This window comes from Streptomyces phaeochromogenes (genome assembly GCF_001418655.1).
GTDB lineage: Bacteria > Actinomycetota > Actinomycetes > Streptomycetales > Streptomycetaceae > Streptomyces > Streptomyces phaeochromogenes.
The window spans coordinates 1-20,524 of the sequence record NZ_LIQZ01000118.1 but is presented as its reverse complement, the minus strand read 5'-3'; the positions used below and the strand labels follow the sequence as shown (position 1 = coordinate 20,524).

Here is a 20,524-nt window from a genome sequence, read left to right as displayed (position 1 = left end):
GCCCGGGCGTGGGTGAGCCGAGCTCAGCAGTGGGTTGAGCTCGGCAGGGGGCGAGCGGTGGCGCGGCGATGCGTCGGGCGGGCCCGCGGCGCGGCGGCACCGGGCAGACCGGCTTGGTGGCCGAACCGGGCAGACCGGTTTGGTCACCGGGCCCGGCAGACCTGCTTGGTCGTCGGCGGCTGAGGGGTGCCGGGGCAGCGCCGGCCCGCCCCGTGATGGTGCGAAGGCCGCGCCACCGGCCGAGCCGACTCCGGAGGCCCCCCGGCCGCCTTCTCCGCCCAGGCCACCGGCACAGCCGTTCCGCAAATCTCCCGGGCCGCCCTGCTCGCCCCAGGCCACCGGCACAGCCGGTTCCGTAGACCTCTCGGCGCCCTCTTCGCCCCAGGCCACCGGCACACACGCTCTCCACCGAGGCGCGCGTACGCGAAGGCCGCGTCCGCCCTGTCCGGCCGAATGCTGACGAGCCCCGCCCGGCTCCCGCCGCAGAACCCGTCGGCCGCACTCGCTCCATCGCCGTATACACACCCCGGAACGCGGCGGCCCCGCCGGGCCGGCCGCGCGGGCGTGAACCGTTGTCGCCCGCGACCTTGACGCTCTCACAGCACCGGTGAACACTTCCGGTGTCAGTCGGCATCGCCGCATTCCGGCGTATTCAGGCACTGCGCCGCGCAGGCCCTGGCCTGCGCCAACGGGTCATGCCCCCACGGGCGATCCGACTACGACGGCACGCTCGTCACGGACGCCGGGCGGGGCGCGGGATCTCCCTGCTCTCGGCAGAAGTAGCCATGGGAACGCACCCTGCACGGTGGACCGGGGCGGATCGCCCCGGGCTTGGGCCTAGGAGCCGCCATGAGCAACGGAGACATTTTCGTCGGTGAGGTCATCGGCACAGCGATACTGATCCTCTTCGGCGCCGGAGTGGTCGCCGCGGTCGTACTCAACTACTCCAAGGCGAAGGACGCCGGCTGGGTCGTCATCGCGTTCGGCTGGGGCTTCGGCGTACTGGCCGGTGCCTACACCGCAGCCCCGCTGTCCGGAGGGCACCTCAACCCGGCGGTGACCGTCGGCATCGCCATCGACACCGGGGACTGGGACAAGGTCCACATCTACATAGCCGGACAGATGGTCGGCGCCTTCCTGGGCGCGGTGCTGTGCTGGCTGGTCTACTACGCCCAGTTCCAGGCCAACGCCGACGAGGAGATAGCGCAGCCCACGCTCGGGATCTTCTCCACCGGCCCCGCGATCCGCAATCCCGTGGCGAACCTCATCACCGAGATCATCGCGACCATCGGTCTGGTGCTGCCGATCCTGGCATTCGGCCTCACCAAGGGGCTCGGCGAGTCCGGAACCGCGATCCTGATCGTGTCGTTCCTGGTGGTCGGCATCGGTCTGTCGCTCGGTGGTCCCACGGGGTACGCCATCAACCCGGCCCGTGACCTGGGCCCGCGCATCGCCCACGCCATCCTGCCGATCCCCAACAAGGGGACCTCGGACTGGAGCTACTCGTGGATCCCGGTGGTCGGGCCGCTGATCGGCGGAGTGCTTGCCGGGCTCATCTTCAAAGCAGCCTTCTGAGGCAGCCGTCCGAAGAATCCGACGAAGGGGACGTCATGACGGACAAGTTCGTCGCCGCAATCGACCAGGGCACCACGTCCAGCCGCTGCATCGTCTTCAACCAGGACGGCGCCATCGTCGCCGTCGACCAGCGCGAACACCGCCAGATCTTCCCCAAGCCGGGCTGGGTGGAGCACGACGCCACCGAGATCTGGTCGAAGGTGCAGGCCGTGGTCGCGGGCGCGCTCGCGAAGGCGGGGCTCCGCGCCGACCAGCTCAGCGCGCTGGGGATCACCAACCAGCGCGAGACGACCGTCCTGTGGGACCGCGCCACGGGCAAGCCCGTGCACAACGCGATCGTCTGGCAGGACACCCGTACCTCCGCGCTCTGCAACGAACTCGGCGGCTCGGACGGGCAGGACCGTTTCCGCGAGCAGACCGGACTGCCGCTGGCCAGCTACTTCTCCGGGCCCAAGGCGGCCTGGCTGCTCGACAACGTGCCGGGGCTGCGGGCCCGTGCCGAACGCGGCGAGATCGCCTTCGGCACGATCGACTCCTGGCTGATCTGGAACCTCACCGGCGGCACCGACGGCGGAAAGCACGTCACCGACGTGACCAACGCCGGCCGCACCATGCTGATGAACCTCGAAACGCTCCAGTGGGACCAGTCCATCCTCTCCGCGATGAACGTCCCCGAGGCCGTCCTCCCGGAGATCAAGTCCTCGTCCGAGGTGTACGGGACCGCCGTCGGCCAACTCGCGGGCGTCCCGGTGGCATCGGCGCTGGGCGACCAGCAGGCCGCGGTGTTCGGACAGGCCTGCTACGACGTGGGCACGGCCAAGAACACGTACGGAACGGGCAGCTTCCTGCTGCTCAACACCGGGAACCGGCCCGTGCCCTCGAAGAACGGGCTGCTGACCACGATGGGGTACAAGATCGGCACGGAGGCGCCGGTCTACTGCCTCGAAGGGTCCATCGCGATCACCGGGGCGCTGGTGCAGTGGTTCCGCGACCAGCTCGGCATCATCCGCAACGCCGACGAGATCGAGACCCTCGCCGCGAGCGTCGACGACAACGGCGGCGCGTACATCGTGCCCGCGTTCTCGGGTCTGTTCGCGCCCTACTGGCGCTCGGACGCGCGTGGTGTCGTCACCGGGCTGACCCGGTACGTCACGAAGGGACACCTCGCGCGGGCCGTCCTGGAGGCGACGAGCTGGCAGACGCGTGAGGTCGTGGACGCGATGTTCCAGGACTCCGGGGTGCAGATCACCACCCTGAAGGTGGACGGCGGCATGACCAAGAACAATCTGCTGATGCAGCACCAGGCCGATGTGCTCGGGGTGCCGGTGATCCGCCCGAAGGTCTCCGAGACGACCTGCTTGGGCGCTGCGTACGCGGCCGGTCTGGCGACCGGGGTGTGGAACGACCTCGACGAGCTGAAGACGCACTGGCAGAAGGACGTCGAGTGGACGCCCGACATGGAGGCGTCCGTCCGCGACCGCGAGTACCACAACTGGCGCAAGGCGGTGGAGAAGAGCTTCGGCTGGCACGAGGACGGCGAGGGCTGACCCGGCCCTTTTTCGAGGTCCACGCGCGCGTGCGCCATCGAGGGCCACGCGCGCGTGGCCCATGAGGAGTGCCTGAGGACTGCGGCCCGTACCCCTGTCGGCGGGGGTACGGGTCGTACTCGTGCCGGTGCCCCTGCCCGTGCCGGCTGCCCGGTCGGTTGGGCGCCGCCGGCCGGTGTCTCAGGTGGTGACGGCCTGGCGGTGCGCCGCGGCGTACGCCATCGCGTGCTGGACGACCTCGATGAGAACCTCCTTGACCGACTCCCGGCCGCGCGCGTCGCACAGGACGACGGGGACTCCGGGGTCCAGGTCGAGGGCCTGGCGGACGGTCTCGGTGGGGTAACGGGCCGCGCCCTCGAAGCAGTTGACGCCCACCACGAACGGTATGGAGCGCCGCTCGAAGTAGTCGACGGCGGCGAAGCAGTCCTCCAGGCGGCGGGTGTCGGCGAGGACGACGGCACCCAGGGCTCCGGTGGCGAGCTCGTCCCACAGGAACCAGAAGCGGTTCTGACCGGGCGTCCCGAAGAGGTACAGCACCAGGTCCTCGCGGAGCGTGATGCGGCCGAAGTCCATGGCGACCGTGGTGGTGTGCTTGCCCTCCACACCGCTGGTGTCGTCGACGGGACGGCCCGCCTCGGTCAGCAGCTCCTCGGTGCGCAGCGGCTTGATCTCGCTGACGGCGCCGACCATGGTCGTCTTGCCCACGCCGAAGCCGCCCGCCACGAGGATCTTGAGCGTGACGGGCTCAACGGGGGCCTTGCCGCGCTCAGTACGCCCGAAGATCATCGTTCTCTTCTCCTGCTTCAGTGGTGTCGCGTGCTTCGGTGGAGCTTGCATCGGTGGAGCCTGCTCGGGTGGTGGAGCTCGGTTCAGCGGTGGAGCCTGCTTCGGTGGTGCCGGGCGGTGGCGGCCCGTATCCGCCGCCGCCGGGTGTTTCGATGACCAGCACGTCGCCGGGCCCGACCTCGGCCGCGTCGCTCCCGGCGAGTTCGGTGACCGTGCCGTCCGCGCGCTCCACGCGGTTGGCGCCCAGCGTCCCGGGTTCGCCGCCCGCCATACCGTAGGGCGGGACCCTGCGGTGCTGGGAGAGCGTGGAGACGGTCATCGGCTCGTGGAACCGGATGCGGCGTACGGCACCGTCACCGCCCCGCCACCTTCCGGCCCCGCCGCTGCCGCGCCGTACGGCGAACTCGTCGAGCTGGACCGGCAGTCGCCACTCCAGGACCTCGGGGTCCGTGAGTCGCGAGTTGGTCATGTGGGTCTGTACGACGGGCGCGCCGGGGAAGCCGTCGCCCGCACCGGACCCGGAGGCCACGGTCTCGTAGTACTGGTAACGCTCGTTGCCGAAGGTGACGTTGTTCATGGTGCCGGAGCCCTCGGCCTGCACCCGGAGAGCACCGTACAGCGCGCCGGTGATCGCCTGCGACGTCTCCACATTTCCCGCCACTACGGCGGCCGGTGGTTCCGGGGCGAGCATCGACCCGGGAGGTACGACGATGTCGAGGGGCCGCAGGCAGCCGTCGTTGAGCGGGATGTCGTCGGCGACCAGGGTGCGGAAGACGTACAGGACGGCCGCGTTGACCACCGCGAACGGCGCGTTGAAGTTGGTGGCGAGCTGCGGCGACGTGCCCGTGAAGTCGACCTTCGCGGAGCGTTTTTCGCGGTCTACGGAGACGTGGACCCGGATGACGGCCCCGGAGTCGGTCTCGTAGGCGAACTCGCCGTCCTCAAGGGTGTCGATGACGCGGCGGACGGCCTCCTCCGCGTTGTCCTGGACGTGCTTCATGTACGCCTGGACGACGTCGAGCCCGAAGTGCTCGATCATGCGGGCGACTTCGTCGACGCCCTTCTGGTTGGCGGCGATCTGGGCGCGCAGGTCGGCGAGGTTGGTCGTCGGGTTGCGCGAGGGGTAGGGCGCCTCGGTGAGGAGGCTTCGGGTCTCGGCCTCCCTGAGACGGCCGCCTTCCACGAGCAGCCAGTTGTCGAAGAGGATGCCCTCCTCCTCGATGGTGCGGCTGTTCGCGGGCATGGAGCCCGGCGCGATGCCGCCGATCTCGGCGTGATGACCGCGCGAGGCGACGTAGAAGAGGATGCGCCCGCCGTCCGCGCCGCCGTCTCTGACGTCGCTCTCCGAATCGTCGCCGCCCTTCGTGCCGTCACCCTCCGTGTCGAAGACCGGGGTGATCACCGTGACGTCGGGGAGGTGCGTGCCGCCGTGGTACGGGTCGTTGACCGCGTATGTGTCCCCGGGGCGCATGCTGTCGCCCCGACGGCGGATGACCTCCTTGACGCTGGTGCCCATCGAGCCCAAGTGCACTGGAATATGGGGGGCGTTGGCGACCAGGTTGCCGTCGGGGTCGAAGAGCGCGCAGGAGAAGTCCAGGCGCTCCTTGATGTTGACGGACTGGGCGGTGGACTCCAGGCGGGCGCCCATCTGTTCGGCGATGGCCATGAAGAGATTGTTGAAGACCTCAAGGAGAACGGGGTCGACTTCCGTGCCGAGATCGGAACTCTCCGTGACCGCCACGCGTTCCATGACCAGATGCCCGTCGTCGGTCATGGCCGCCTGCCAGCCGTCGTCGACGACGGTCGTCGAGCTGGCCTCGGTGATGATCGCGGGGCCGGTGACGGTGTCGCCCGGGGGCAGTTCCTCGCGGCGGCGCAGGGGTACGTCGCGCCAGGTGCCGCCGGTGTGGAGGCGGACCGTCTCCGGGGTGCCGGGCGCGGAGTTCGGGGTGACGAGGGCGGAGAGATCGGGGGGTTCGGTGAGACCGGTGGCTTCCACGGAGAGGGCTTCGACGACGACCGGACGGTCGAGGGTGAAGGAGTAGGTGGCGCGATGGCGGTCTTCGAAGGTGCGGGTCATGGCATCGGGCTCGGTCAGCTCGACGGTGAGTGCCGTGTCCGTGCCGTCATAGCGCAGCTGGGCCCGGCGGGTGACCCGGATGCGGTCCTCGGGGACGTCCTCGGCGAGGAGTTCGGCGCGGGCGGCGCCCTCCAGGTCGTCGGCGGTCTTGAGGATGCCGGGCATCGCGGAGGCTTCCAGGGGCGCCTCGACGGACTGTTCGCGCATGGCCGTGGTGTCGGCGAGCCCGATGCCGAGCGCGGAGAGCACCCCGGCCATCGGCGGCACGAGGACCGTGCGGATGCCGAGCGAGTCGGCGACCATGCACGCGTGCTGGCCGCCCGCGCCGCCGAAGGTGGTCAACACGTAGCGGGTGACGTCGTGGCCCTTCTGGACCGAGATGCGCTTCACTGCGTTGGCGATGTTGGCCACGGCGATCTGCAGATAGCCCTCGGCGACCTGCTCGGGCGTGCGGTCGTCGCCGGTCCGCTCGCGGATCTCGTCGGCAAGGGCGGTGAAGCGGTCGCGGACGAGGGTGTCGTCGAGCGACTCGTCGCCGTCGGGGCCGAACACCCTGGGGAAATGGGCGGGTTGGATCCGGCCGAGGGCCACGTTGGCGTCGGTGACGGTGAGCGGGCCGCCGCCGCGATAGCAGGCGGGGCCGGGGTCCGCTCCCGCCGAGTCCGGCCCTACGCGGTAGCGGGAGCCGTCGAAGTGGAGGACGGATCCGCCGCCCGCGGCGACGGTGTGGATGTCGAGCATGGGCGCGCGCAGCCGGACGCCGGCGATCTGGGTGGTGAAGACACGTTCGTACTCGCCCGCGTAGTGCGAGACGTCCGTGGACGTGCCGCCCATGTCGAAGCCGATGACGCGGTCGAAGCCGGCCAGTTGGGACATCCGCGCCATGCCGACGATGCCGCCGGCCGGCCCGGAGAGGATGGCGTCCTTGCCGCGGAACTGTCCGGCTTCGGCGAGGCCGCCGTTGGACTGCATGAACATCAGCCGTACGCCACGGAGTTCGTCGGCGACGTGCTGGACGTAGCGGCGCAGGACCGGCGACAGATAGGCGTCGACAACGGCCGTGTCACCGCGTGGGACGAGTTTCATCAGGGGGCTGACCTCGCTGGAGAGCGAGATCTGCGGGAAGCCGGTGCGGGCCGCCAGTTCGCCGACGGCCTGCTCGTGGGCGGGGTGGAGGTGACTGTGCATGCAGACGACGGCGACGGCGCGGATTCCGGCGTCGTACGCCTCCTGGAGGGGCCCGGCGAGGGCGTCCAGGTCGGGGGCGCGCAGGACGGTGCCGTCGGCGGCGATGCGTTCGTCGACCTCGATGACGCGCTCGTGGAGCAGTTCGGGGAGTTCGATCTCCCGGGCGAAGATCCGTGGGCGGTTCTGATAGGCGATCCGCAGCGCGTCACGGAAGCCGCGGGTGACGACGAGGAGGGTGCGTTCGCCCTTGCGCTCCAGGAGGGCGTTGGTGGCGACGGTGGTGCCCATACGAACGGATTCCACCGGTAGGCCGTTGTGGTGACCGGGGTCCTGCTCGGCCGCCCCTCCTGTTGAGGCATCACCGGCTTCGGTGAGGAGTTCGCGGATCCCTGCCACGGCCGCGTCGGCGTACCGGGACGGGTTGTCCGAGAGGAGTTTGCGGGTGAGCAGCCGTCCGTCGGGGCGCTGGGCGACGACATCGGTGAAGGTGCCACCGCGGTCGACCCAGAACTGCCAGCCCTTCACGTCTGTCTCCCCGATGTCGCGCTGCTCCGGCCCTGAGCCGGAGGTGCCTTTCGACGATCGGTCAGATCATATCGGGGTCCGGCACCTCGGCGTTCGGCCCGGAGCGGGCATCGCCTGATGGCCGGCCTCGCTCATTCGGACGCCAGAGCGTTCACATAATGCAATGACTGCACGGATAATGAGAAGCTCGGGATCGCACTCAGGCCGGCCAAGGGGCCGACTTCCGGCCGAACTGTCAGGAGCCAAGGAAATGCGTACGCCCAAGCCCCCTCGCGCAGACGACAGCACCGCTGCCGGCACCATCGGCGACACAGACGGCAACCACGACACCTACGGCACCGCCTCCCGGCTGGCCGAGCCGGGTGGATCGTCCGGCAAGGTCCAGTCCCTGGAGCGGGCGATCACCCTGCTGGAGGCGACGGCGGACAGCGCGCCGGACGGCGAAACGGCGACGAATCTCGCGAGCCGCTGCGGGCTCAACCGGGCCACGGCCTGGCGGCTGCTGTCCACCATGGAGCAGTACGGCCTGGTCGAGCGCGATCCGCTGACCAGCCGTTACACCGTGGGTTTCGCGGTCGCCCGAATGGCCTCGGCCGCCGGGTTCGACGGGCTCATCCGGCGCTCCCACGGCGTCCTGCGCCAGGTCAGCGAGCAGACGGGCGAGACGGCCAACCTCGCGGTGGTGCAGCAGCTGGGGCTGACGTACATCGACGAGGTGACTCCCCCGGTGGTCCTCAGCGCAAAGTGGCTCGGGCGGCAGGCGCCGCTGCACGCCACCTCGACCGGGAAGGCGCTGCTGGCCTGGCTGCCGGCGGAAGAAGTGGACGTGCTGCTGGCCGAGCCGCTGACCGCCTACACCGACACGACAGTCGCCGATCGGGGGCGGCTGCGCGCGGAGCTGGCCGAGACACGGGAGCGCGGGTACAGCGTGTGCGCGGGTGAGATGGAGCGGAATCTGTACGGGGTGTCCGCGCCCGTGCTCGGCACCCGCGACCGGCCGTTCGCCGTGCTCAGCATCTGGGGCCCGCAGGACCGGGTGCCCGAGTCCCGTTTCCCGGCGCTGGGCGCGTTGGCGTGCGGTGCGGCCGAAGAGGTGGCGCGGGCGGCGCGCGCGTTGTGACGCCTCGGGGCGGGCTGCCGACTCCAGCGGCGGGCAGGCACTGCCGGTGGGCCGGTGCTCGCCGCGGGACCCGTACCGACGGTGTCGCATCGCCCGCGCCGGTGCCCGTGCCGGTGCCGCGGGTGGGCGCCCTTGACGCACGGTGGCCACACACGGCATGTTCGTTATATGCGACGCACGAACGCGATGCGAGCAACCACTCCACCTGATACCCACCCCCGCAGAGCGGAGGCCCCCGTATGACCATGAACCAGGACGTCATCGTCACGTGCGCCCTCACCGGTGCCGGCGACACCGTGCGGAAGAGCCCGCACGTCCCCGTGACCCCCGAGCAGATCGCCCGCTCCGCCGTCGAGGCCGCGGGTGCCGGAGCTGCCGCCGTCCACATCCACGTGCGCGATCCGGAGACGGGGGCGCCCTCCCGTGACCCGCGGCTCTACCGGGAGGTCGTCGAGCGCATCAGGGAGACCGGCACGGACGTCGTGATCAACCTGACCGCGGGCATGGGCGGCGATCTGGTCATCGACCCGGAGGAGCCGCTGAGGCAGCTGCCCGGCACCGACCTCGTGGGCGGACTCGACCGGCTGCCGCACGTCGAGGACCTGCTGCCCGACATCTGCACCCTGGACTGCGGCTCCCTCAACTTCGGCGACGGCTCGAACCTCTATGTGTCCACCCCGGACATGCTCCGTACGGGGGCGAGGCGCATCCAGGAGCTGGGCGTACGGCCCGAGTTGGAGATCTTCGACACCGGGCACCTCTGGTTCGCCAAGCAGTTGCGCACCGAGGGGCTGCTGGACGATCCGACCGTCTTCCAGCTGTGCATGGGCGTCCCGTGGGGCGCGCCCGCCGATCCGGGCGTACTGCAGTCGATGGTGAACATGCTGCCGGAGGGCGCCCAGTGGGCCAGCTTCGCCCTCGGGCGGATGCAGATGCCGTGGGTCGCCCAGTCGGTGCTGCTCGGCGGGCACGTACGGGTCGGCCTGGAGGACAACCTCTACCTGGGCAAGGGCGTCAAGGCGACCAACGCGCAACTGGTCGAGCGCGCGGTGACGATCGTCGAGGCGATGGGGGCGCGCGTCGCCACGCCGGACGAGGCCCGGCTGAAGCTCGGCCTCAAGCCGCGTGGCTGACCCGCGGAACAAGGTGCGCGCCGGCCGCGCGCCCCGCACACCACCGGCAACAGCCGCCGTCCCCCCACGTCGAGACCTCAAGGAGCCCTTGGTGCCCCACACTTCAGACGCCCCCGGCACCGACACCGCGCGGGCCTCCGTGCCCCGGCCCGCCCCCCAGGACGTACGCACCGTGGCCTGCGTCGGTGCCGGGGTCATCGGCGGTGGTTGGGTCGCCCACTTCCTGGCCCGCGGGTATGACGTCAGGGCGTGGGATCCGGCACCCGACGCCGAGGCACGGCTGCGCCGTCTCGTGGACGCCGCGTGGCCCGCGCTGGAGCGGATCGGCCTCGCCCCGGGCGCCTCCCCGGCCCGTCTCACGGTCACCGACACGCTCGAAGAGGCGGTGTCGGAGGCCCAGTTCGTGCAGGAGAGCGCCCCGGAGAAGCTGGAGCTCAAGCGCGAGCTGCTGGCGAAGCTGGACGCGGCGACGCCCGCCGGGATCGTCATCGCCTCGTCCACCTCCGGCTACCCGATGTCGGACATGCAGACGGAGGCCGTCACCCCGGACCGGCTGGTCGTCGGCCACCCCTTCAATCCGCCGTACCTCATCCCGCTCGTCGAGGTCGTCGGCGGCGAGCACACGGACGCGACAGCGGTCGAGTGGGCCTCCCGCTTCTACGAGGTGGCGGGCAAGTCCGTGATCACCATGGAGCGCGAGGTCCCCGGTTTCATCGCCAACCGTCTCCAGGAGGCGCTGTGGCGGGAGGCCCTGCACATGGTCGCCAACGGTGAGGCGACGGTGCGTGAGATAGACCGGTCCATCACCGAGGGCCCCGGTCTGCGCTGGGCGTTCATGGGCCCGATGCTCACGTTCGCGCTGGCGGGCGGAGAGGGCGGCATGGCGCACATGCTGGACCACTTCGGCCCGTCCCTGAAGTCCCCGTGGACCCGGCTGGATGCCCCGGAGCTGGACCGGGCGCTCTACGACGCCGTCGTCGCGGGCTGCGAGGACGCCTCCGACGGACGGACGATCGCGGACCTCGTCGCGGAGCGCGACCAGGGGGTCATAGACGTGCTGCGCGCCACCGGCCGGCTGCCCGGGACCGGCGCGCGATGACGTCCCTCCCCCTGTTCTGCGAGACCGTGCGCCCCGAGTGGATCGACTACAACGGGCACTTGAGCGAGGCGTTCTACGTCCTCGTCTTCGGCCACGCGACCGACGCGATGATGGACGCGACGGGCATGGACGCCATGTACCGCGCGAACAGCGGCTGTTCGCTCTACACCGTCGAGTCGCACCTCCGCTATCTGCGGGACGTACCCGAGGGGGCCCACCTGGGCGTCCGCACCCGGATCCTCGGAGCGGGCGGCAAGAAGGCGCACTTCACGCACGAGATGTACGTCCTGGACGCGGCGAATGCCGCACCTGACGAGGACGCCGCCGTGGTCGCCACGTCGGAACTGCTCGCCCTCCACGTGGACCAGAAGGCCGGACGGGCCATCCCGTTCCCGGAGGGCGTCCGCGACCGGCTCACCCCACTGGTGGAGACGGCGCCCGTGTGGGCCGGGCGTTCCATCGCCCGGATCGTCTGAGGTGTTCTGACGCGGAGGCCCGGACCGGCCGGGCCTCCGGGTCGCGTCACAGGGCCCGGAGGCCGCTGATCACATCGCGGAGAATGCTTTCGTCCGGCAGCTCGGCCGGTGGCACCGGACGCGTCACATGGACCAGCTCGTCGTCCACGAGGTCGCCGATGAGGACGCGTACGACCCCGACGGGCAGGTCGAGTTCGGCGGCGAGTTCGGCGACCGACTGGGGGGCGTCACGGCAGAGCCCGACGATGTCCACATGCTCCGGAGACAGCGAGTGGTCCGCCTCCGGGTCGTCGGCGTGCAGCTCGGTCACGACCACCGCGATCAGGTCGAGGCGGTGCTGGGCCGCGCTGGTGGTGCGGCCGCGTGTCATGGCATACGGACGGACCACGGGTCCGGCCTCGTCGTCGAACCAGTGGGACATCCCCTGACTGTCTCCGCTCATGCCATCCCACTACCCGCCCGAGGGCAATTCGGTGCGTGGAGCGGCGGCCAGATGTGCACCGACCCTCTTGACCAGCAGCGTCATCTCGTACGCGACCTGCCCGACATCGGAGTCCGAGTCGGAGAGGACCGCGAGGCAGCTGCCGTCGCCCGCCGCCGTGACAAACAGGAAGGCCTCGTCCAGTTCGACGATGGTCTGCCGGACACTGCCCGCCTCGAAGTGGCGCCCGACGCCCTTGGCGAGGCTGTGGAACCCGGAGGCGACGGCGGCCAGATGTTCGCTGTCCTCCCTCGTCAGGTCGGTGGAGACCCCCGTGGGGAGGCCGTCCCCGGAGAGCACGAGTGCTTTGCGGATGCTGGCGACACGCGCCACCAAGTCGTCGAGGAGCCAGTTGAGTTCCCCCGTCGACGAGCTGGTCGTGGTGTGGCCGGCGGCCTTCGGTGCGGTCATCGACCGTCTCCCTTAGTCGTTCCTGGTGCTGTGCCGTCCTGGGCCTCGTCGCCCTCGGCGTTCTCCTCACGGCCGCGCCGCCAGCCGCGCTGGAGCGAGGCCATACGGTTGCGTACTTCGTCGGCGTCGCGCTCAGTGGGCTCCGCCCCGCGGACCGCGTCGTGCGCGGCCCGCCGGTCGGGGCCGTCCTTGAGCTGAGGGGCCAGGTTGGCCTGTCGCACGCGGCGGGGCAGCGCGCCGGTGCCGCCCCCGGCAGCCGCGCCGGGGCGGGTTGCGCCGCCTCCGGCCGGAGTACCGGGATGGGTGCCGCCGGACTCGGCGCCGCGACGCGAGGCGCGCTGGGGAAGGGCCGGGGCGTCTGCGTCCCCGCGGCCTTCGACGGCCTCAGGTCCGCGTGTGAGCGCCTCGCCGGGGTCCGTCGGCCCGCCGCGCTCGCCGCCGCGTCCCAGGGCCTGACGGCGCTCCACAGGGCCGTCCGCCGAGTCGGTGGCTCCGGGCCAGTCGTCCGAGGGGCCCCGGCGGGAGCCGAGGGAGTCCCCCGCCTCGCGGCGGGACGGTCCTCGCCTGACGCTCCTCGACCGCTTCGGGAGGTCCTCCAGGACGCCCGGCCGCTCGGTCGACTCCCGGGCCGCCTGGGGCAGTTCGGTCACCCCGTCGGCGTCCGCGCGGTCCGTGGCCTCGTCGCGCCGTGTCTTGGTCTGGGTCACGGGGCGCCCGTGGGAGCTGACGAGCTTGGGGGTCCGGCGGCGCGGCAGCTGCACGGGCCCGCCGGACGGATCCTCGGCGTCGCCGTCGGCGTGCGACGGCTCGCGCGGATCCTGCCGTACCTGCTGCTGGTCCCCCGGCACCCCGGTGATGGAGCGGCGCGGGCGGAAGATGCCGCCGCGTTCGCCCTCCTGGTCGTCGAGGGCGTCCGGGAAGTCGTCGAGGGCGTCCAGATCGACGGGCGCCTCCAGTTCGACGGGACCGTCCAGCATCGAGGCGGTCCGGCCGGGCAGCGTGACCGGCACCTGGGACAGGGCCGCCGTACGGCCCTCTTCGCCGTCCTGCTTCGGGGGGAGCGCCCGGTCGAGCCGGAAGCCCATGCCGTTCGTGTCGGGCACGTCGTCCGAGAGGAGCGCGTCCGGGACGAAGACCACAGCCGTGGTGCCACCGTACGGGGACGGCTGCAGCGAGACGCGGACGTTCTGCCGCTGGGCGAGCCGGCTGACCACGAAGAGACCGAGCCGGTCGGTGTCCGAGAGTTCGAACTCGGGTGTCTCGGCGAGCCGCAGGTTGGCGTCGAGGAGCGCCTCCGCGGCCATGCCGAGGCCGCGGTCGTGGATCTCCAGGGTGAAGCCGTTGGCGACGCGCTCGCCGAGCACCTGGACGGCCGTGTGCGGCGGCGAGAACACCGTGGCGTTCTCCAGGAGTTCGGCCACCAGGTGGGTGACGTCGGCGACCGCGGACCCGGTGACCGCCATCCGCGGCAGCCGCCGTACCTCGATGCGCTCGTAGTCCTCGACCTCGGCGACGGCGGCGCGTACGACGTCCATCAGCTGGACGGGTTTGCGCCACTGCCGGGACGGGGCCGCGCCGGAGAGGATCACCAGGCCCTCGGCGTGCCGGCGCATACGGGTCGTCAGGTGGTCGAGGCGGAACAGGTCGGCGAGTTCGTCGGTGTCGTCGGTCCTGCGCTCCATGGTGTCGAGCAGGGTCAGCTGCTTGTGCAGCAGGACCTGGCTGCGGCGGGCGAGGTTCACGAAGACCTCGGAGACGCCGCTGCGCAGTTCGGACTGTTTGACGGCGGCCTCGACGGCGGCCCGCTGCAGGATGTTGAGGGCCTGGCTGACCTCGCCGATCTCGTTCTTCTCGTACTCCAGACGCGGGACCTCGGTCTCCACGTCGACCTGTTCGCCCGCGGAGAGGCGGCGCATGACGCTGGGCAGCCGTACGCCGGCGGTCTCGTGGGCCTCCTGACGGAGGCGGCGCAGGTCGCGGACGAGGCTGCGGCCGATGCGTACGGACATGAAGAGCGAGACCAGCAGCGCGCCCAGGCCCAGCACCCCGGCGATGCCGGCCTTGACGATGACGCCGATCGCCACGGGGCGCACGCGGTCCTGGAAGCGGTCGCTCGCCTGGGTGTTGAGCTTGTCGAGACCGTCGAGGACATCGCCCGCGACGCCGTCCCAGCTCTTCGCGGTGACTCCGCGGGGCTCGCCGGGCGAGGAGGCGATGACGGACTGCTCGGCCACGCGCAGCGGTGCGGTGGAGGCGTTCTTCCAGTAGCGGTCGTAGCGTGCGCGCTCGGTGGTGGGCAGCAGCGGCAGGCCGACCTCGTACATGAGCGTGCGCTGGGCGACGAGGTCGGAGACGTCGCGGGCCTCCTCGCGGGTCACCCGGCCGACGACGAGGGCGGAGCCGAGGAGGGCGTCCTCACGGGCGAGCAGCTCACGGGCGCGCGACATGTTGACGAGAGCGCGGCCCTGCTTGTCCACGTCCACGTTGTCGAGGACCTGGAGGTTGGCCAGGAGGGTGTAACAGGGGTCCACCAGGCGGTTGTAGAGGTAGAGAGCCTGTTCGCGGGTGACCGTGCCGTCCTCGACGGTCTGGCGCAGCGGACCGACGCCGTCGAAGGCGTCCAGGATCGCGGTGAGCCGCTCGGTGGTCTCCGCGCCCATCTCGTCCCGCAGATCGCCGTCCTTGGCGTTCCTGCGGATCTTCGACACGACCTCGTCGGTGGCGGTCCGGGTGCGCCGCAGATCGGCGCGTGCCTCGGAGGCCCGGGGGTCGGCGAGATAGACGAGCGTCTGGCGTCGCTCGTCCTGCAGGACGCTGATGACGTCCTCGGTCGGATAGCCGATCTCCTGGACGATGAACGTCGTGTCGAACAGCTGGTTGACCTCGCGCCCCGTGAGTACGGTGGCGAAGCCCCAGATCCCGGTCAGGGAAACCAGCGGCACGAGCAACAGCGCCACGATCTTCCGGCGGATGGACTTCCCGCGAAAGCGCATGGCCTCCCCCAGCTCGGCCCCCGGCGACCGGGGGCACACATGTGCGTCAACAAACGGCGTGAGCCTACTACCGACACAGTGGTATCTCGAAGGCCTGTCCGGACCGACTCGTTCCGGGACGGTAACAGGACATCAGGAGTTGTCCGTTCATTGCGGGAGATTGCCTCCCCGATTCCGACACGGGACACCGGACGCCATCCGGTCCGCATAGCGGGCCAGTTGGCCGGAATTTTACGGTCGGCGGGAATCTTCGGGTTACGTCGATCGTCTGTCTGTACGGAAGTTGGAGGCGGAATCGGCAGCAGGTGCCGCATGCCGCGCCCAGGCAGCGTAAAACAGCGCAAGCCGGGCAACTGATGGGGAGCCGGGGTTCTCGTGACTCCGGAGCAGGCGGTTGTCGGGCGGTTGGGGAGTGACGAGTTGATGGGCACGGCGGAGCGGCACGGGACAGCCGGGACGGGCGTCGCGGAAGCCACGAAGACACGGCGGGGTCCACAGGCACCGGATCACGACATTCCGGCTGGCATCCCGATGAGGGCGGCCAACAGGGAGTCCCCGACAGTGGCCGGGGCGGAAACCGGGGCGCGGCGCGCACGGGGGGCCCGGTTCGTGGCGGGAGCGGATGCGGAGACCGGGACGGAAACCGTCGCGGATACGGAGGCGGAAGCGGAGCCGGACTCGAAGGCCGAGACGGAGGCTGAGGCGGCAGCCGTCGCGAATGCCGAGGCTGAAGCTGAATACGTCACGAACGCCGGGGCGGAAGCCGCCATGGAGGCCGAGGCGGAGGCCGAAGAGCAGGGGTACTACCGGCAGTTGTGGGTCGAGGAGCCCGCGACCAGGCGCCGGATGCCCGATCCCGTACGGGCGTCCGCGGTGCGGGCCGTCATCATCATCGCCGTCACGCTGATCCAGGCGATGGTCGCCTTCCTGTGCACACTGGCCGGTTCCTGGCTCGCGTTCCCCATGGTGCTGAGCAGCGTGGCGAGCACGGTGGTGGCCACCTGGGGCGCCCTGGACGTCTGGGTGACGCGCCAGGTGTGGAACCAGCGCAACGGCGTGGTGTCGGTGCCCAGCAGCACAGCCCGTGCCCTGCGGCGCGAGCGGCGCAGGGCACGGCGCCAGGAGCGGGCGTCGGAGCGGACCAAGGAGCGGATACGCCGACAGGGCGGCGGCGCGGGCCAGTTGTCGCACTCCTAGCGGCGGCGCCCCTCTGCTGGACGGCGACGCCCCTTGGCGAACACCTCTCGGCAAGCACCCCGGCAGCACTCCTCGGCGAGCGCTCCAGGGCGTTGCTTCGGGGTGCGGCCACGACGGCGCCCCTCCCCCGCAACGACACAGCGACGGCTCTCCCTTGCCGGGAGGCGGCGGCACCCCTCGCCCGCTAGGAGGCGGCAGCCTCCACCGTCACCCCCCGCCCGAGTTCACGCCGGGCTCGCATGAACGGCCGTGGCCGGTCCACGGAGAGCACCGCGGTCGTACGGCCGTCACGCTCGTACAGGGCGAGAAAGCCGCCCTCGTCGGGAGCGTCGTCAGTGACGCCGCCCTCCGCGATCCGGACGGTGTCGGTGTCGAGCCGCCGCCCGGCGAACTGGATCCGTGCTCCGTACTGGTCGGACCAGAAGTAGGGCAGCGGGCGCACGGTCTCCGCGGTGTGTCCCGCGAGGAGGTTGCGCACGGCTACCCGGGGCTGCTCGGTGGCGCTGGTCCAGTGTTCGGCGCGGGTGCCGCCGACGCGGGCGACGTCTCCGACGGCGACCACCTGGGGCAGACCGGTCACGCAGCCGTCGTCGCACAGCACCCCGTCGTGCAGTGCGAGGGTCGAGCCCGCCAGCCAGTCGGTGTTGGGGGTGGCTCCGATGCCGACGATCACGATGTCGGCGGGGAGCAGCCGGCCGTCGGCGAGTTCCACCCCGGTCACCGCGACCGTGCCGCGCAGCCCGGCGACGCCGGTGCCCGTGACCAGGTCGACGCCGCCGCGCCGGTGCAGTCCGGCGCACACCGCGGCCATCTCCGGGCCGAGTTGGGGAACCATCGGCAGGGGTGCGGCCTCGACGACGGTGACGTCGTGGCCGAGTCCCGCGCAGGAGGAGGCCGTCTCGGCACCGATGAAGCCGCCGCCGATGACCACGACACGGCGGGTGCCCGCGGCGAGTTCGGCACGCAGCGCACGCGCGTCGTCGAGGGTGCGCAGGGTGTGGACTCCGGCGAGTTCGCAGCCGGGGAGCCTGCGGGCCGAGGCTCCGGTGGCGATGACCACGCCGTCGGTGGAGACGGTGCGGCCGTCGCCCAGGAGGACGGTCCGGCCGCGCGGGTCCAGGCCGCGGGCGCGGACGCCGAGCAGCCACTCGGCGTCGAGCTCGGTGGTCTCCTCGGCGTCGGAGAGGGCGAGTTGGTCCTCGCCGGACCGGCCGGTGAGGAAGTCCTTGGACAACGGGGGGCGGTCGTAGGGGCGGTGCGGTTCGTCCCCGACGACCACCAGTCGCCCGTCGAACCCCTGGGCACGCAGTTCCCGGGCCGCGTACAGCCCGGACAGCGAGGCCCCGACGACGGTCACGGTCCTCATGCCGCCGTGCCCTCCTCTTCGGCCGCCACTTCGGCGAACACTTCAGTCGCCACGTGGACGTGGACCATGCCGTCGTCGACAGTGACGCGGTGGGTGCGGACGGCCCGGCGTGCGGGAAGGCACGTGGGCAGGCCGGTGCGGAGATCGAATGACGCGGCGTGGAGCGGGCATTCGACCAGACAACCCTCCAGCCATCCCTCGGACAGGGACGCATCCTGGTGGGTGCAGGTGTCATCGATGGCGTACAACTCGCCGTCGGCGTTGAACACGGCGATGGGCGGTGCAGTGTCGATACGGACGGATTCGCCCGCGGGGAGGTCATCAAGGCGGCAGACGGGAATCACGGGCCCCCCTCTCGGTCCAGGACCCAAGGTCCGGGACCTCTCAGGTCCGGTCTGGTCCGAGACCTTCCCGGTCACGGACTCTTCGGTAACATGATGTTTCGTATGGCGCACGAGGGAGCGCTATGCGCAACAGAATCCGCGCGGGATGCCCGTCAAGTCAAGGGCTTCCGGCAGATGCGGCTCAATCCGGGCCGCCAGGTGGTGAGAGTTGAGTTATGACCCGCACGCAGAAGCAGGCTGACCGCACAGAGGAGACACCCGGGAAGCAGAGCAGGGGCGCGGGGAGCGCCGTCCAGTCCGTGGACCGCGCCGTGAGCGTGCTGGAGATCCTCGCCCGGCTCGGCGAGGCGGGCGTCACCGAGATCGCCGACGAGCTGGAGGTGCACAAGTCCACCGCCTTCCGGCTCCTCGGAGTGCTGGAGAACAGGGGACTGGTCGCCCAGGCCAAGGATCGCGGGAAGTATTACCTGGGTGCCGGCGTACTACGCCTGGCGGGGGCGGCGGCAGTGCGCCTGGACATCTCGCAGGAGGGTGTGCCCGTGTGCCGCGAACTCGCGGACGAGGTGGGCGAGACCGTCAACATCGCGGTGCTCGACGACAACGCGGCGGTCAACATCATGCAGGCCCGCGGCGCCGCGTCCGTCACCGCGCAGAACTGGCTGGGCAGACGCACCCCGCTGCACGCCACGTCCAGCGGAAAGGTGCTGCTGGGACATCTGCCGCCGACCCTGAGGGAAGGACTGCTGGCCAGACCGCTCCCGCGTTTCACCGAGCGCACGATCACCGGCACGGCCGCGCTGCGCGGCGAGCTGGAGGCCGTGGTGGAGCAGGGGTACGCGTTCGCCCTGGAGGAGCTGGAGCTGGGGCTGGCCGCGACGGCCGCCCCGGTGCGCGCCCACGACGGGAAGGTGATCGGCGCGATCAGCGTCTCGGGTCCGGTGTACCGGCTGGATTCGGACCACCTGCCCGATCTCGCCAAGCGCACGGTGGCTGCCGCCGCCGACCTGTCGCGCCGGATGGGATACGGCTTCTGACGGAAGCGGGACCGGACGCCGACCGGATCCGGAGACCGGTCGCCCGACGAACACGGCACGAAGCGCGGGGCCAGGAACACCTGGCCCCGCGTTTCTGTGTGTCGGACAGATTTCGTGCCGCCCGTTCCTTTTGCCAAGGATTAACCCGCACCTCTTGACGGCCCCTTGGCGGCGTTCTCACTATGTTCCTCATCGCGCAACCCATAGTGCATTGCGCAACAGCAGAGGAGCTTGGTCGTGCCACACGAGGTCCGTGCCGTAGTCGCTGTGAAGAAGGGCGCACCCGTCGAGGTGCAGACGATCGTCGTTCCCGACCCGGGTCCGGGCGAGGTGCTCGTCTCCGTGCAGGCCTGCGGGGTCTGCCACACGGATCTGCACTATCGGGAGGGCGCGATCAACGACGACTTCCCGTTCCTGCTGGGCCATGAGGCGGCCGGCACGATCGAGGCGGTCGGCGAGGGCGTGACCGACCTCAAGACCGGCGACTACGTGGTCCTGGCCTGGCGCGCCCCCTGTGGTTCCTGTCGCTCCTGTCGCCGCGGCCGTCCCTGGTACTGCTTCGACTCGCGCAACGCCACCCAGCCGATGACGCTGCTGGACGGCACCCCGCTCAGCAACGCCCTCGGTATCGGCGCCTTCGCCGAGAAGACCCTGGTCGCGGCCGGACAGGCGGTGAAAATCGACCCGGCGGCCCGGCCCGAGGCCGCGGGCCTCATCGGCTGCGGGGTGATGGCCGGCTACGGAGCGGCCGTGAACACCGGCAACGTCGGCCGCGGCGACACGGTCGCCGTCATCGGCTGCGGCGGAGTCGGCAACGCGGCCATCGCGGGCGCCTGCCTCAACGGCGCCATGAAGGTCATCGCCGTCGACATCGACGACAAGAAGCTCGACCAGGCGGAGAAGTTCGGCGCCACCCACACGGTCAACTCCCGCGGCACCGACCCGGTCGAGGCCGTACGGGCGCTCACCGACGGACACGGCGTCGACATCGCCATCGACGCGGTGGGCCGCCCGGAGACCTTCAAACAGGCCTTCTACATGCGCGACCACGCCGGTCTGCTGGTCCAGGTCGGCGTCCCGTCCCCCGACATGAAGATCGAAATCCCGCTGATCGACATCTTCTCCCGGGGCGGCGCGATCAAGTCCTCCTGGTACGGCGACTGCCTGCC

General features: G+C 70.9%; 16 protein-coding genes. 9 read left to right on the top strand and 7 right to left on the bottom strand.

Annotated features, from left to right (window positions below; all coding sequences use genetic code 11):
- Positions 1-849 precede the first annotated feature (849 nt).
- Entirely contained in the window at positions 850-1,575 is a 726-nt protein-coding gene (locus AOK17_RS17240; protein WP_055613366.1) for an MIP/aquaporin family protein, read from the top strand.
- 35 nt (positions 1,576-1,610) lie between these two features.
- Positions 1,611-3,122, top strand: coding sequence for a glycerol kinase GlpK (gene glpK / locus AOK17_RS17235; protein WP_055613365.1), 1,512 nt, complete (start codon positions 1,611-1,613; stop codon positions 3,120-3,122).
- Between the two features lie 180 nt (positions 3,123-3,302).
- Here the strand turns inward: glpK and AOK17_RS17230 are convergent, their stop codons facing one another.
- Positions 3,303-3,908: a GTP-binding protein gene (locus AOK17_RS17230; protein ID WP_055613364.1), complete on the bottom strand. Its 606-nt coding sequence runs from the start codon at positions 3,906-3,908 to the stop codon at positions 3,303-3,305.
- Positions 3,889-7,701, bottom strand: a complete 3,813-nt coding sequence (locus tag AOK17_RS17225) for a hydantoinase B/oxoprolinase family protein (protein ID WP_079053081.1) — start codon at positions 7,699-7,701, stop codon at positions 3,889-3,891. The genes AOK17_RS17230 and AOK17_RS17225 overlap by 20 nt, the downstream gene beginning before the upstream one ends.
- A 250-nt stretch (positions 7,702-7,951) precedes the next feature.
- Between AOK17_RS17225 and AOK17_RS17220 the strand changes: the two genes are divergently transcribed.
- From AOK17_RS17220 to AOK17_RS17205, 4 genes are all read left to right on the top strand, one after another.
- The gene (locus tag AOK17_RS17220; protein WP_079053080.1) at positions 7,952-8,821 is read left to right on the top strand and encodes an IclR family transcriptional regulator; all 870 of its coding nucleotides are present in this window, start codon (positions 7,952-7,954) and stop codon (positions 8,819-8,821) included.
- 239 nt (positions 8,822-9,060) lie between these two features.
- The gene (locus AOK17_RS17215; protein WP_206190777.1) at positions 9,061-9,954 is read left to right on the top strand and encodes a beta-keto acid cleavage family enzyme; all 894 of its coding nucleotides are present in this window, start codon (positions 9,061-9,063) and stop codon (positions 9,952-9,954) included.
- A gap of 139 nt (positions 9,955-10,093) precedes the next feature.
- Positions 10,094-11,053 (top strand): 3-hydroxyacyl-CoA dehydrogenase NAD-binding domain-containing protein, encoded by a 960-nt coding sequence (locus tag AOK17_RS17210; RefSeq protein WP_206190778.1) that lies wholly within the window; start codon positions 10,094-10,096, stop codon positions 11,051-11,053.
- Entirely contained in the window at positions 11,050-11,529 is a 480-nt protein-coding gene (locus AOK17_RS17205; RefSeq protein ID WP_055613362.1) for a thioesterase family protein, read from the top strand. The genes AOK17_RS17210 and AOK17_RS17205 overlap by 4 nt, the downstream gene beginning before the upstream one ends.
- Positions 11,530-11,575: 46 nt before the next feature.
- Here the strand turns inward: AOK17_RS17205 and AOK17_RS17200 are convergent, their stop codons facing one another.
- The 3 genes from AOK17_RS17200 to AOK17_RS17190 are packed head-to-tail and all read right to left on the bottom strand — an operon-like array spanning position 11,576 to position 15,414.
- Positions 11,576-11,971: a DUF742 domain-containing protein gene (locus tag AOK17_RS17200; protein WP_055613361.1), complete on the bottom strand. Its 396-nt coding sequence runs from the start codon at positions 11,969-11,971 to the stop codon at positions 11,576-11,578.
- A gap of 9 nt (positions 11,972-11,980) precedes the next feature.
- Entirely contained in the window at positions 11,981-12,421 is a 441-nt protein-coding gene (locus AOK17_RS17195) for a roadblock/LC7 domain-containing protein (protein ID WP_055613360.1), read from the bottom strand.
- Positions 12,418-15,414 carry a nitrate- and nitrite sensing domain-containing protein gene (locus tag AOK17_RS17190; RefSeq protein ID WP_055613359.1) on the bottom strand — a complete coding sequence of 999 codons (2,997 nt, stop codon included), beginning with the start codon at positions 15,412-15,414 and terminating at the stop codon, positions 12,418-12,420. Before AOK17_RS17190 ends, AOK17_RS17195 begins: the two co-directional genes overlap by 4 nt.
- A gap of 609 nt (positions 15,415-16,023) precedes the next feature.
- On the opposite strand from AOK17_RS17190, the gene AOK17_RS17185 reads away from it, so the two are divergent.
- A complete protein-coding gene (locus AOK17_RS17185) occupies positions 16,024-16,611 on the top strand; it encodes a hypothetical protein (RefSeq protein WP_063997240.1) in 588 nt (195 codons plus the stop codon).
- A 184-nt stretch (positions 16,612-16,795) separates the two neighbouring features.
- Here AOK17_RS17185 and AOK17_RS17180 read toward each other — a convergent pair whose 3' ends face one another.
- Together AOK17_RS17180 and AOK17_RS17175 are read right to left on the bottom strand one after the other, a co-directional pair.
- Positions 16,796-17,977 (bottom strand): NAD(P)/FAD-dependent oxidoreductase, encoded by a 1,182-nt coding sequence (locus tag AOK17_RS17180; protein ID WP_206190776.1) that lies wholly within the window; start codon positions 17,975-17,977, stop codon positions 16,796-16,798.
- The gene (locus AOK17_RS17175; protein WP_055613358.1) at positions 17,974-18,321 is read right to left on the bottom strand and encodes a bifunctional 3-phenylpropionate/cinnamic acid dioxygenase ferredoxin subunit; all 348 of its coding nucleotides are present in this window, start codon (positions 18,319-18,321) and stop codon (positions 17,974-17,976) included. Before AOK17_RS17175 ends, AOK17_RS17180 begins: the two co-directional genes overlap by 4 nt.
- Positions 18,322-18,536: 215 nt before the next feature.
- On the opposite strand from AOK17_RS17175, the gene AOK17_RS17170 reads away from it, so the two are divergent.
- Both AOK17_RS17170 and AOK17_RS17165 read left to right on the top strand, forming a co-directional pair.
- Positions 18,537-19,355, top strand: coding sequence for an IclR family transcriptional regulator (locus AOK17_RS17170; protein ID WP_079053076.1), 819 nt, complete (start codon positions 18,537-18,539; stop codon positions 19,353-19,355).
- A 237-nt stretch (positions 19,356-19,592) separates the two neighbouring features.
- The coding region (locus AOK17_RS17165; protein WP_055613357.1) for an S-(hydroxymethyl)mycothiol dehydrogenase at positions 19,593-20,524 on the top strand (932 nt) is incomplete at its 3' end.